The organism is Rahnella sp. EDr1-12, from assembly GCF_049206505.1.
Taxonomy (GTDB): Bacteria; Pseudomonadota; Gammaproteobacteria; order Enterobacterales; family Enterobacteriaceae; genus Rahnella; species Rahnella rivi.
On the sequence record NZ_JBLZNY010000008.1, the window covers coordinates 45,956 to 59,241 of the forward strand.

The following is a 13,286-nucleotide window of genomic DNA, read 5'->3' on the forward strand; positions in this document are numbered from 1 at the left end:
AGCGTAATGATAAACCGTCTTCAGGACGGCTTATCTTATTAGAGTTATGCAACGGTGCGTTCATTCCAGCTGTCTTTAAATATTATGTTTCCGTCAACATATTTCCACTGAATTGACTCATAGCGAATTTCAATATTTTCCAGATGCGTTCCTGTTCCCGAATCGGGATGAAGGCTCGGAGTAATGCCGGTGATCTTCACATTTTCCATGCGAATGTTGAAATACTCCGCTTATACACCAGCATCTGCTGTGTGATACATTTTTAATTCAGCGGATTTAAGTGTGATCCCCTGACTAATCGCACGGTAAAGTATGGGGGTTGTGCGATCAAATTCCTTTTTGAATAGGATCGGCGTATGAATACGCGTGCCTGTTAATTTTCCTGTATTCCTGTCCGTCGGAACTGTCAGATGATGTGAAAGTGATTTCACTTCAATAGAGCCAATACGCCCGTGAACATTACAGCTTCCGATAATAGGAGAACCATTTTCATCCGTTAACCACAAATAAGCAGGATTAGACATTTTTTATTTCCTTAATTTAACGTTTCTGTTTTTCTTCCTATAGCCTTCTATTTTTCCGATGTACTTTGATACACAGAAGAAAAAAACCAGCCATCCTGCGGCATAAACAAATTTCATAGGCCATACAACTGGCAGCATAAGGCATCCGATTAACCCGCCAACAAAAAGCACAGATTCAAAAAAATCCCATACTTTGACGACGGCAAATATCACACCTTTCGCAGCGCCTTTTGCAACAACCAGAAGCGGTTTATTGTGTGACATGCAGTTTTCGCCCTACAGCATCGATTATCCTGTCAAATTCAGGCTGCCCGCGCGTCGCACCTATGTGCACCGCATCAATGAACGGTTTAACCGCAGGTTCAAAAAGAAAGTAAGTAAGGTCATAATCCTGTGGGCGAAGGAGTCTGTAAATCTCCGGGACTTCGATGGCAAGGCTTTCTGACTTTCTTATTGAGCGCTCACTCATTCCCCCTATCAGTAAAATCATCGTCACCCTGCCAATCCAGTTTTTGGCACTTTGGGTACCGATAAATGACACTCTCGCAAGCACAGCAGCACCGATTACCGCAATTAGTTTCGCGGTAATTAAACGCCCTGCCACTGAAGATACGACACCACGATAGGCATTATTTTGTTTGTTTACTGAGGTATATTTATCGAATTCGTTAAATATAATCCCTACCGCATGTGTTATATGTTTGTAATTCAATATGTCATTATGTATTGCTTCAGCCATTCGGAAACGCTGTGTCTGATGTGCAAAGCGGGAGTCTGTATCAAAATACCCCAGGGCCAGATAACCCATATCCAAAGGAACGCTAAGTGCGCCATTAATTAATCCGGTAATTGTGGCGGGGGACATGATGATGTCTGAAATTCTATACGCAATATCTTCTATATCACTTGAAATATTATCGGTGTCTGCCACGATATACTTCCCTGATTTCGTGTTGAAAAAAAACATTAATACATAAATGGTTTAATGACAAGATATTATAAATTCCAATTCTTCTTCATTAAACGTGTGTTATATCGCTGAATATTAGGGAGAGATATGAACCAGTAGCCACTGACTTTGGCAGTCTATGCCGATGGGGGGTTACCCTTAGATTATCCCACTTTTCCGGACACCCACGCGATGAAGCAAAAAAATAAGGCGCATCAGGTTACTGATGCGCCTCAGGGAATACGATAAAGAGAAATTACAGCGCGCGTTTCAGGCGGGCCACCGCTTCGTGCATTTGTTCTTCGGTCGCCGTTGCGAACGACAGGCGGAAGGTCGAGTGATCCGGATTATCGGCATAGAAGAATTCGCCCGGCACAAACACCACGCCCTGCTCCAGCGTCTTTTTCATCCATTCAGCGCAGTTGCGCGGCTCGCGGAAACGCGCCCACAGGAACATACCGCCTTTCGGATATTCGAAGGTCAGCACGTCGCCCAGTTCACGCTCGAGCAGCTCAGCCATGACCTGACATTTCTTTTTGTACGCCGCACGGATGGTTTCGATCTGTGCAGGCAAACGCCCCAGGCCGAGATAGCATTCGGCAATTGACTGTGACAGCGCGCTGGCGTGCAGATCCGCCGCTTGTTTAATGATGGCAACTTTGTGCAGCAACCAGTCTGGCATGATCACCCAGCCCAGACGCAGACCCGGCGCCAGAATTTTAGAGAAGGTCGAGGTATAGATGATGTTCTCGGCGTGGCCGAACAACGCTTTCGACAGCTCAAACAACGTCGGCTGGCGTTCGTCGGTGAAACGCAGTTCGCCGTACGGGTCATCTTCAACAATCAGGAATTCGTGCTGTGCCGCCAGTTTCACCAGCTGCTCACGACGGGCGCGGCTCAGGGTGACACCGCTCGGGTTGCCGAATGTCGGCACCAGATAGACGCCTTTAATTTTGCGAGTTTTCAGCAGTTCAGCCAGTTCATCAACAATCATGCCGTCGCCGTCAGAACCGACGGAAAGAATCTGCGCTTCGGCCAGTTCCAGCGTCTGTAACGCCGCCAGATAGGTCGGTCGTTCCACCACGAAAATATCATCCGGGTTCACGACGGCACGCATCACCAAATCCAGCGCCTGCTGGGAACCGGCAGTGACCACGATGTCGTCGGCACCAGCAACCACACCACGCTCTGCACAAAGCTCAGCAATACGCTCACGCAGCGTATGGCTGCCTTCCGTCAGACCGTACTGGAAAGCGTGCTCAGGCTGTTCAGTGATCGCCTGCTGCGTGGCTTCGCGCAGGCCGTCGAAATCGAACAGCGCCGAAGAAGGAATACCGCCCGCCAGTGAAATAACGCCTTCCATTTTGCTGTGTTTAAGCAGTTCCCGGATGGCTGAGCTTTTGAGCCTGACCATGCGGGCGGCGAGTAAACCTTCTGTGTTCATGAAATGTTCCTGATGAGTAGCCAAGTTATAAGAATGTAAGAGTTGTTAATTTATCGACAAAATAAAAACCGCAAAGCGCCAGCCGTGCGGTTTTATAGATTTATCACAGATTTTTGAAATCCGAAGCCAATTTATGCGCCGAGATAGGCCGCACGCACCGCTTCGTTCGCCAGCAATGCCGCACCGGTATCTTCCAGTACCACATGGCCGTTCTCCAGCACATAACCGCGGTCGGCGAGTTTGAGCGCCTGATTGGCGTTTTGCTCGACCAGGAAGATGGTCATCCCTTCTTCGCGCAGTTGCTGGATGGTGTCAAAAATCTGCTGGATGATGATCGGCGCCAGCCCCAGCGACGGTTCATCGAGCAGCAGCAAACGCGGCTGGCTCATCAGCGCACGGCCAATCGCCAGCATCTGTTGTTCACCGCCGGACATGGTGCCGGAACGCTGCACACGGCGCTCTTTCAGGCGCGGAAACAGCGTAAATACGCGCTCCAGACGGGCATGAAACTGGTCGCGTGTGGCAAAGAAACCGCCCATCGCCAGATTCTCTTCCACCGTCATGCGGGAGAACACGCGGCGGCCTTCCGGCACAATCGCGATATCGCCACGCATGATTTTGGCGGTCTGCCACTGGGTGATGTCCTGCCCTTCGAAAATGATCGAGCCGTTCGTCGCACGCGGTTCGCCACATAAACTGCCGAGCAGCGTGGTTTTACCCGCACCGTTCGCGCCGATCAGCGTGACGATTTCCCCTTTATTAATACTCAGACTGACTTCATGCAGCGCCTGAATTTTGCCGTAATGGGCGGATACCTGATTGAATGACAACATCGTGTTCTGTCCCTTACCCTTCGCCAAGATACGCACGGATCACATCCGGATTGTTTCGAATTTCAGCCGGTGTGCCCTGCGCCAGCGGCGTGCCCTGATTCACCACGTAGATGCGGTCAGAAATGCCCATCACCAGTTTCATGTCGTGCTCAATCAGCAGCACCGACACGTTGTGCTGGTTACGCAGCTCGGCAATCAGCTGGTTCAGCTCTTCGGTTTCCCGCGGGTTCAGGCCGGCTGCCGGTTCGTCGAGCATCAGGATTTCCGGACGCGTCACCATGCAGCGCACAATCTCCAGACGGCGTTGCTGGCCGTATGCCAGATTCCCCGCCTGACGGTTGGCCAGTTCGAGCAGCCCGACACGTTCCAGCCAGTCGGCAGCGCGATCCAGTGCATCCGCTTCAGCGCGACGAAATCCCGGCGTTTTGAACAAGCCCGCCAGTACGCCGCTTTTCAGGTGCTGATGCTGGGCAACCAGCAGGTTTTCAATCACAGTCATTTCGCGGAACAGACGCACGTGCTGGAAAGTGCGCACCACGCCCATGCGGGCGATTTTCTGCCCCGGTAACCCTTCAAGATGCTGGTCGCGCAGTTTAATGGTGCCGCCGCTCGGCTTGTAGAAACCGGTCAGGCAGTTAAACACCGTGGTTTTACCGGCGCCGTTCGGGCCGATCAGCGAAACAATTTCGCCCTGGTTGAGGTTCAGCGCCACGTTGTTGACCGCCAGCAGGCCGCCAAAACGCATCATCAGACCTTCAACCGCTAACAGAGGTTGCGTGCTCATGCCTGTTCCCCCTGATCCGCGATTTGTTTCTTAGAAAGCTTCAGTTTGAGATGGACACGTTTCATCGGCAGCAAGCCCTGCGGACGCCAGATCATCATCAGCACCATTAACGCACCGAGCAGTAACATGCTGTATTCGTTCAGGTCACGCATCAGCTCACGGGAAACCACCAGCAAAATCGCCGCCAGAATCACCGCGAACTGCGAGCCCATGCCGCCGAGCACCACGATAGCCAGCACGAAAGCGGATTCCGCAAAGGTGAAGGATTCCGGGCTGACAAAGCCCTGACGCGCAGCGAACAGCGTACCGGCGAAACCGGCAAACGCGGCACTGATGGTGAACGCAGTCAGCTTGATGCGGGTCGGGTTCAGCCCGAGCGACCGGCAGGCAATTTCATCTTCACGCAACGCTTCCCACGCACGCCCCAGCGGCATACGCAGCAAACGGTTGATGATGAACAAAGTGGCGATCACCAGCAGCAGCGCCACCATGTACAGGAAGATAATGCGGTCGCTCGGGTCGTAGGCCACGCCAAAGAAGTTGCTGAAGGTGTCCCAGCCGCCGTCGCGCGGTGTGCGGCTGAATTCCAGCCCGAACAGCGTCGGTTTGGGGATCTGGCTGATGCCGTTCGGCCCGCCGGTCAGTTCGGTATTGTTGAGCAGCAGGATACGAACGATTTCGCCGAAGCCGAGGGTCACAATCGCCAGATAGTCGCCCCGCAATCGCAGAACCGGGAATCCGAGCAGGAAACCAAATGCCGCCGACACCAGACCGGCCAGCGGTAACGCTTCCCAGAACCCGATGCCGTAGTAGTGATTGAGCAGCGCGTAGGTGTAAGCGCCGATGGCGTAAAAGCCGCCGTAACCCAGCACCAGCAGGCCGGACAGCCCGACCACCACGTTCAGGCCGAGGCCCAGCATGATGTAGATGAGCGTCAGCGTGGCGATATCCACCGTGCCGCGTGAGACGATAAACGGCCAGGCGATGGCGGCGATAATCAGCACCAGCGCCAGCAGTTTTTGTTTCGGCGTCGAGCCGTCAAAGCTTGGCAACACCCAGCCCGGCCCGGAGATTTTTTTCAGGCTGCTGCTGACCATCGGACGGAACAGCTGGAACACAAAAACAATTGCACAACCGATGGCAATCCACGTCCAGCGCACTTCACCGGCCCCGTTGACCACCAGTTTTGTGCCATCGAGGCTCAGCTGCAATCCCATGATGAACGCGGCCAGCACCAGCAGGACGAAAGCGGAAACCAGCGCATTTAACAGATTCAGGCGCTTCATACTTTCTCAACCTCCGGACGTCCGAGAATACCGGTCGGCAGTACCAGCAGCACCACGATCAGCAGCGCGAAGGAGACCACGTCTTTGTATTCGGTGCTCAGATACGCCGAGGTCAGCGCTTCGGCCACGCCTAAAATCAGGCCGCCGATCATCGCCCCCGGAATGCTGCCGATACCGCCGAGAACCGCCGCGGTGAAGGCTTTCATCCCGGCCATAAAGCCGATGTACGGGTTGATGACGCCGTAGAACTGACCGAGCAGAACGCCCGCCACCGCCGCCATTAATGCGCCGATGACGAAAGTCAGTGAGATCACGCGGTCAGTGCTGATCCCCAGCAGGCTGGCCATTTTGAGATCTTCCGCACAGGCGCGACAGGCGCGGCCCATGCGTGAATAACGGATGAACAGCGTCAGCGCCAGCATGGCAACAAAGGTCACGATCCAGATGATCAGCTGCATGGTGCTGATGGTCGCCGCAAAGCCGTTAGCTTCGCCCAGTGTCCACTGGCCGGTCACCAGACTCGGTAAGGCGAGATCACGCGAGCCCTGGGTCAGGCTGACGTAGTTTTGCAGGAAAATAGACATCCCGATGGCAGAAATCAGTGCGATAAGACGTTTGGAGTTACGCACCGGCTTATACGCCACGCGTTCAATACTCCAGCCGTAGGCACTGGAAATCACAATCGCGGCGATAAAACCGGCACCGATCAGCAACCAGCTGGCGTCGATACCCATCATCATCAGGGCGGCGATTACGATAAAGGAGACATAACTGCCGATCATATACACCTCGCCGTGGGCGAAGTTGATCATGCCGATAATGCCGTAAACCATGGTGTAACCAATGGCGATCAGCGCATAGGTGCTGCCCAACGTGACGCCGTTGAACATCTGCTGAGTGAAATAGAGGAACTGCTCTGACATACCCTATCCTTATTAATCAAGGGTTTGAAAACTTGTGCTGAGACTGCAACCCGGCGCCTCATATAAAACCAGACGCCGGGCAGAGTAATGCGCTGTTCTGCTACTACTGCATAGCAATGCCAAAATCATTCTGGTTGCAGCCAACCCCCCTGCAACCTGAAGGATGCCGGGCATTTATTTGATTGGGGTAGACGTGCCGTCTTTATGCCACTCGAAAATACCGAATTCGAATCCTTTCAGGTCACCTTTATCATCCCAGCTCAGCGGGCCCATGACGGTATCCACTGACGCTGATTTGAGGTTTTTAGCAATATCAGCCGGTTCCATGCTGCCGCTGCGTTCCATACCGGTGGTCAGCGCCTGCAATGCGGCGTAAGTCGTCCAGACGAACGGACCGGTTGGATCCAGTTTTTTGGCTTTCAGTTCGTCAACGATTGGCTGGTTGGCCGGAACCTGGTCATAACGTTTTGGCAGCGTCACCAGCATACCTTCAGAGGCATCACCGGCAATGTTAGACAGTGAGGAGTTGCCCACGCCTTCCGGACCCATGAATTTCGCGTTCAGACCGGCCTGTTTTGACTGACGCAGGATCTGGCCCATTTCCGGGTAGTAACCGCCGAAATAAACGAAATCGACGTTTTCTTTCTTCAGACGCGCCACCAGGGTGGAGAAGTCTTTATCGCCTGCGGTGACGCCTTCAAACAGCACCACGTTGCCGCCGCCTTTTTTCAGCGCGTCCTGTACGGAACGGGCCAGGCCTTCGCCGTATTGCTGTTTGTCATGCACCACGGCGATACGTTTTGGTTTGATGGTGTCGAGGATGTATTTCGCAGCGGTCGGGCCCTGATCGGAATCCAGGCCGGTGGTGCGCATCACCATTTTGTAACCACGGGTGGTCAGGTCAGCGTTGGTCGCAGCCGGTGTGATCATTAACACGCCTTCATCTTCATAGATGTCGGAAGCGGGCTGAGTGGAAGAGGAACACAGGTGGCCGATCACGTAACGGATACCGTCGTTGATCACTTTGTTAGCCACGGCGACCGCTTGTTTCGGGTCACAGGCATCGTCATATTCGACGCCAACCAGTTTGTCGCCTTTTACGCCGCCTTTGGCGTTGATGTCAGCGATGGCTTGTTTCGCGCCAGTAAATTCCATATCGCCATACTGGGCAACCGGACCGGACATCGCGCCCACGATGGCGACTTTAATATCTTTTGCAAACGCGGCCTGACTCATTGCCAATGCAATACACCCTGCCAGCCAGATCTTACCCTTTGTTACTTTCATCCGATTACCCCGTTGATGTGTGTTGTGGTTTGCGCTTTCTTTGCCTGTTCAAAACGTCATCACTTAAGAAATTTAGTATAAGTAATAACGAGTTACCGGCTTATTTCGTCTTATTTTCGAATAAGACTTTATAATTCATATCATTAAACAGGAATTTTCTTCTGCAAATCAAATAGCACAATCAGAAATATGAGGTGTAAACAGAATTTTATCTGGGCATTAAATCGGTTCCCTGTCAGACAATCAGTGGTAAACGCTGGCATTATTGATTAAAGCCAACATTTATCGCTTATACAGGGATCGCCAAAAAAGTTTTCGCGCTGTTACTGTACAAAAAAAGTTACGCCCGGTTTTTAGCAGGATCCGCTACACTACACGCCTCCTTTTTTCAGACCTTCCGCATCATGAAATTAACGATTCAAAGACTCACCTCCCTCAGCGCACAAGACCTGATCGATCTGGCAAAAATCTGGCCTGAGCAAACGCAAAACGACTGGCAAGCCAGCCTGCAAAATGATCGTGCGCTGTTTGCGGCGGTGTTTAATGAACGCATTCTGGGTGCCGTGAAAATCCGGCTCAACGGCAGTCAGGGTGAAATCAGCGATCTGCTGGTGCGCGAAGTGACGCGCCGTCGCGGTGTCGGGTTATATCTGATGGAAGATTTGCAGGCACAATTGCCGCAGGTGAAAAGCTGGACAATGAAAGCCGAGCCGGAACCCGTGCTGGATGCCTTTATGACGGCGTGTGGTTTTCACCATGAAAATGGCCGCTGGATAAAAAACCTGCAGGGGCCCAGCAAACACTGAAGCCCGGTACAGGCACTTTCCCTGGTAAGGGAATGAAAGGTGGGTCAGAGCACGCCTGCAAATGCCTGCGTTGAAAAATGCCGGAGAATATCTTTAATCGTTTGGTCTGACGCCATCGATTTCTGATAACTCAGATAGACGGGTAAAGGCAGGAGTTTTTGGACGGAATCAATACATTTAATACTGAATATCTCTTTAAAATGGTCTAAAACCCATTTTGGTATGATGCAAATACATTCGCTGTTTTCCACCGTTTTCAGCAAGGTGATAAATGAATTATATTCCAGCAGACTGAAGAATCTCGACTTAGGAATGAACCCTTCAATTTCATCCTCTTTATTCTTCATCCGGTAAAATACAATATATTCTTCATTCTGAAAGTCCTCCTCTGTCAGGACATCTTTCACGCGGGGATGATTATCTGAGCAGATGTAACACAGCTCTTCATCCATTATTTTTACATTTTCGTAAGAACTGTCCTGACAGGGTGTGAAACCAAGAATAATTTCAGTCATGCCAGAAAAAGACATTGTAGACTCTGGCCTCTCAAAGGCCGAATCGTGAATGACCTGATATTTAGGGTGTTGCGACATCACCACGTCTGAGATATCGGAAAATAATCTGACACAAAGATAATCTGAACAGCGGATCACCAGTTTCTTTATAGCATTGGCATCAAGGAGCTGGTCAATATCTTCAATCAGTTTCACCATGTCATCATGCACTAAGAAATATAAATGCCTGGCGGTGTCCGTGGGAATCATCGTCTGGCAATCACGAACAAAGAGCGGGTCAAAAAAATATCCCCTCAGTTTATTTAATGACTGCGAAACTGCCGAAGCGGATACCCCCAGACGCGATGCGGTTTGGCTCACGCTGCCGCACTCAAAAAGTAAAACAAATAAAGGAAGCAGGTTTATATCAAATTTCCTGTATAGCTTATTAATATTATCGATGCTCATGAAAACTCCATTCCAGGTGATGACTCTCTTTTAAGCGCCATGACCAATGTCATTTTATGAAAACAGGGGATGAATAAAGCGGCCTCGCGGCCGCTTTGAAGAACGGAATAAAATGATTTAGAAGTTATATTGATAGCCTAAAGACAGACCTTTATCGACAATATCATCTTCTTTCCACTGATAAGCATCGAAGGCAAGTTTGCCGGCCTTGCCGCCATAACTCAGCCCCATTTTGGCGACACCATTAAAACCACCACCCTGCTGATCGTCGTTCATGGTAAAGCTGGCATTATTCGCGCCCTGCAAAGAGGCTTTCTGCGCAGATTGCGTATAACTGAGATTCGGCCCGCCTTCGAGCAAGGCATTCATCGCCCAGCCATTCGATGCCGCATATTTCATCTGAACACCGATGACAGCATCTACTGCCGTTTCGTTGCTGGAATCCATATTCAGATTGAAATCACCCGCGCCTCTTTCGCTGTAAGCATCGTTATTGGTATGGCGAAGTTTCATGCCCACAGAAGGGGTCAGATTTAAACCTTCTGCCACGTCAAACCCTCTGCTGAACTGGCTACGCCATTCCATGTACTGCTGGCTGTTGTCAGAACTGGCGGTCTGGTTAACACCGGAATAACGGATGCTGCGGTTACTTTCCAGCTGATGCACGTCGTAGCGCAGGGCGTTGGTCAGTTTCAGACTGCCAAAATCTACGCTGTGATTGATGCCGAAGAACTGGCTGTAACCGCCGGTCAACCCGTTATCACCCGCTTTGCTTTTGCCATCGATGCCGTTACCGTCCAGACGCGCAATACCGTACTGCATTTGCATCTTCTGACCTGCACTGAGGTCAAAACTCTGACTCAGGGCCATCATGTCATAACGGGTATCGTTGCCCAGTTCGCTGCGTTTATCGTTTTTATCCACCAGATTAAAACCAAAACCTGACGGCAATACGATGGCGTTATCGGCCAGCATATTGAAACGCTGGCTCAGCACACGCGCCTCTTTGAAAGCGGTGGTGGCATCCACGCCGGAAAGCTGACGCATCGCTTTATCGACTTCCGACGCGGTTTGCAGATTGAGGCTGCTATACAACGCGTTATTGGTGTAGTTCGCATCGAGCGTGGCGGCCATGTTCTGCGCGCTGGCATCACTGCTGACCACGTCCTGATAACTGTTTTTGCTCATCGTGACATCAACGTTGCCACTCTGATCAGTCTGCGCGCTGGCGGACCAGACGACGCTGGTTGACTGTATGTTTTCCGCGCCCTGAATATCTTCACCCACAAAGACATTGTCGAAGGTTTGGGTCTGGGCAGCGGTGCCGGAGGTAAAACCGGTATCAACAGAAACGTCGTTCAAATCAGCATGGCTGACCGTCATTGTCCCTGACGTGCCGGCGGCAGTGGTGCCTACGGTATAGTTGCTGACCGTGCTGCGGTAAACCGAGGTAGTATCGACAACAGTACCGGCTTCGCCTTTCACCAACCCATACGACGTCACACCCGCACGCACATTCACTTCACCGGTATTCACCAGATGCGCCGTGGCGCTGCCTGCGCGGTCAAACACATAGGAACCGTCGGCATTGATATTCACCGTGCCCTGGTTATAGGCCGTGACGTTGTCGCCCACCGCTTTAAAGGCCACAAGCCCGGTACCATTTTCCGCGATAGAAAGGCTGGAATCGCCAAGATTGATCGTCCCGTTGTTGACCAGCGTCGTATTATTTTGACCATACATTGCCACCGCATTACCGCCGCTGACGGTCATTGTGCCATTGTTGACAAAGGTATTGACCGTGCCGGCGCTGTTACCTAATGAAACTGCGGCCAGGGTGTTCGGAGAGATGAGATCTGGTTTAGCGCTAACCGAATTAAGCAGAGAGAAATCGATCAGGCCATCATTGACCGCATTGATGGTCCCCTGATCATGAGCAGATCCTGATGCCTGTGGGTCAGAATAAACAATGTTGCCACCGAAATCTGAAAGGACCGATGTTCCCCCTCTGGCGGTAATCACCCCGGTTGATGTATTGGTCCAGGTATCTGTACTTTGTGCCGAATCCCCCCCCAGGATAAAGAGACTGGTGGTTATCACATTATCCTTACCAGCAAAAGCATACTTTCCATCCTCACCGAGCACAGAAATGGTGCCTGAATTATAAATATCTGAGCTGTTCAGGCTGATAATTGAACTAAACCGGCCAGTGACAGCTCCGGTATTAATAAATACACCATTGTCCAGCCGTACAGCATCAAGTGTATACATATAATTGTTTGGGGCAAAAGCAAAGGTAGAATCGTCAACGCCATCATCCAACTCCATACGTCCTGAATTCAAAAATATGGCGTTATCCTCTATCCTTACACGGCCTTTATCATTAATACCATCAGGAACATAAACAGGAAGTGAACTCACTTGGTATGGGTCTATCATATATTTTTGGCCAACTTTATTTTCCACCACTATAGTGCCGGTATATATAATTTCCCCGTTTTCCAATTTCCCACTCACATCGAGATATTGCGACGTCCAGATTTTTTTCCCGGTGGGTGTCGTTGCATCCAGGGTCCATGATTTTCGATCGGCAATGCTGTAACCGGTGATCGCGCCCGTGGCCTGATCCAGCGTCTGCGCAGTATAGGTTTTGCCCGTCGAATCCGTGACAAGCCAGGTGCCGTTCGCCTGCTTCACTGCCTGCATAGTCTCACCGCTGAGCGTCAGCGAAGCGGTCGTTGCGCCCGGCACCATCGTCACTGACAGTCCGTTTGGATAAGTGGTGGTCATCGGCGTTTGATCTGGCGTATCGCCACCATCATCGGGATCCGGTGGCGTATCACCGCCATCGTCCGGATTCGGTGGCGTATCACCGCCGTCATCCGGATTCGGTGGCGTGTTACCGCCGTCATCCGGATTCGGTGGCGTGTTGCCGCCGTCGTCCGGATTCGGTGGCGTGTTGCCGCCGTCATCCGGATTCGGCGGTGTGCTGCCGCCATCATCTGAACCGCCACCGCCACCGCCAGCTGACATGGCAATACCGACCACCGCAGCCACTCCGGCAAGCGCGCCTCCCGTTATCCATAACTGCTGCTCAGTAATTCCTGATTTTTGACACGCTGCGGGAAGTGCGTCTTTATCGGCCTGACTTAAACCATCAATATTTTTTGGACAAGCGGGAGCAGGACCGGAGAGCGGAGTAGCAGCAAATGAATTCTGCTGACTCAGGGCAAGAATAATACAAAGGGGTAATAACTTTATCTTTTTCATTAAATGAATCCTTTCAAACAGAATAAATAATCCCTCATGACCTCTAAAAAAACTCAACCCCTCTGTTAATCAATAGCTGGAGAGTATTTATTTTAGAAGTGCAGGAGTGATCAACCTCATTAACATTTCTGAATAAAAATAATCCATTATATTTTCCATAAAAAATGAAAATTTTCGATCCTGACGATCTAATAATCAAATAAGCAGTAGTTTTATGC

The 13,286-nt window shown here is 51.2% G+C and carries 11 protein-coding genes and 1 pseudogene; 1 reads left to right on the top strand and 11 read right to left on the bottom strand.

Going from position 1 to position 13,286, the window contains the following annotated elements:
* Positions 1-44: 44 nt before the first annotated feature.
* The 9 genes and pseudogenes from ACO0U8_RS21895 to ACO0U8_RS21935 form a co-directional block, all read right to left on the bottom strand.
* Positions 45-524: pseudogene (locus ACO0U8_RS21895) on the bottom strand (Hcp family type VI secretion system effector).
* A 3-nt stretch (positions 525-527) separates the two neighbouring features.
* The gene (locus ACO0U8_RS21900; RefSeq protein ID WP_183850402.1) at positions 528-788 is read right to left on the bottom strand and encodes a hypothetical protein; all 261 of its coding nucleotides are present in this window, start codon (positions 786-788) and stop codon (positions 528-530) included.
* The gene (locus tag ACO0U8_RS21905; RefSeq protein WP_238485032.1) at positions 775-1,389 is read right to left on the bottom strand and encodes a hypothetical protein; all 615 of its coding nucleotides are present in this window, start codon (positions 1,387-1,389) and stop codon (positions 775-777) included. Before ACO0U8_RS21905 ends, ACO0U8_RS21900 begins: the two co-directional genes overlap by 14 nt.
* Before the next feature lie 340 nt (positions 1,390-1,729).
* A complete protein-coding gene (locus ACO0U8_RS21910) occupies positions 1,730-2,917 on the bottom strand; it encodes a PLP-dependent aminotransferase family protein (RefSeq protein ID WP_421671618.1) in 1,188 nt (395 codons plus the stop codon).
* Positions 2,918-3,048: 131 nt separating this feature from the next.
* Positions 3,049-3,750: a high-affinity branched-chain amino acid ABC transporter ATP-binding protein LivF gene (livF, locus tag ACO0U8_RS21915; RefSeq protein ID WP_122096540.1), complete on the bottom strand. Its 702-nt coding sequence runs from the start codon at positions 3,748-3,750 to the stop codon at positions 3,049-3,051.
* Positions 3,751-3,763: 13 nt separating this feature from the next.
* A complete protein-coding gene (gene livG, locus ACO0U8_RS21920; protein ID WP_013577465.1) occupies positions 3,764-4,534 on the bottom strand; it encodes a high-affinity branched-chain amino acid ABC transporter ATP-binding protein LivG in 771 nt (256 codons plus the stop codon).
* The gene (locus tag ACO0U8_RS21925; RefSeq protein WP_056772153.1) at positions 4,531-5,820 is read right to left on the bottom strand and encodes a high-affinity branched-chain amino acid ABC transporter permease LivM; all 1,290 of its coding nucleotides are present in this window, start codon (positions 5,818-5,820) and stop codon (positions 4,531-4,533) included. Before ACO0U8_RS21925 ends, livG begins: the two co-directional genes overlap by 4 nt.
* The gene (gene livH / locus ACO0U8_RS21930) at positions 5,817-6,743 is read right to left on the bottom strand and encodes a high-affinity branched-chain amino acid ABC transporter permease LivH (protein ID WP_056772157.1); all 927 of its coding nucleotides are present in this window, start codon (positions 6,741-6,743) and stop codon (positions 5,817-5,819) included. Before livH ends, ACO0U8_RS21925 begins: the two co-directional genes overlap by 4 nt.
* A 174-nt stretch (positions 6,744-6,917) precedes the next feature.
* Positions 6,918-8,030 carry a branched-chain amino acid ABC transporter substrate-binding protein gene (locus ACO0U8_RS21935; RefSeq protein ID WP_056772160.1) on the bottom strand — a complete coding sequence of 371 codons (1,113 nt, stop codon included), beginning with the start codon at positions 8,028-8,030 and terminating at the stop codon, positions 6,918-6,920.
* Between the two features lie 404 nt (positions 8,031-8,434).
* On the opposite strand from ACO0U8_RS21935, the gene panM reads away from it, so the two are divergent.
* Positions 8,435-8,836 (top strand): aspartate 1-decarboxylase autocleavage activator PanM, encoded by a 402-nt coding sequence (gene panM / locus ACO0U8_RS21940; RefSeq protein WP_421671619.1) that lies wholly within the window; start codon positions 8,435-8,437, stop codon positions 8,834-8,836.
* A 44-nt stretch (positions 8,837-8,880) separates the two neighbouring features.
* On the opposite strand, the gene ACO0U8_RS21945 is transcribed toward panM, so the two are convergent.
* Positions 8,881-9,798 (bottom strand): LysR family transcriptional regulator, encoded by a 918-nt coding sequence (locus ACO0U8_RS21945; RefSeq protein ID WP_421671620.1) that lies wholly within the window; start codon positions 9,796-9,798, stop codon positions 8,881-8,883.
* Positions 9,799-9,915: 117 nt separating this feature from the next.
* The gene (locus ACO0U8_RS21950; RefSeq protein WP_421671621.1) at positions 9,916-13,068 is read right to left on the bottom strand and encodes an autotransporter domain-containing protein; all 3,153 of its coding nucleotides are present in this window, start codon (positions 13,066-13,068) and stop codon (positions 9,916-9,918) included.
* Between the last annotated feature and the right edge of the window lie 218 nt (positions 13,069-13,286).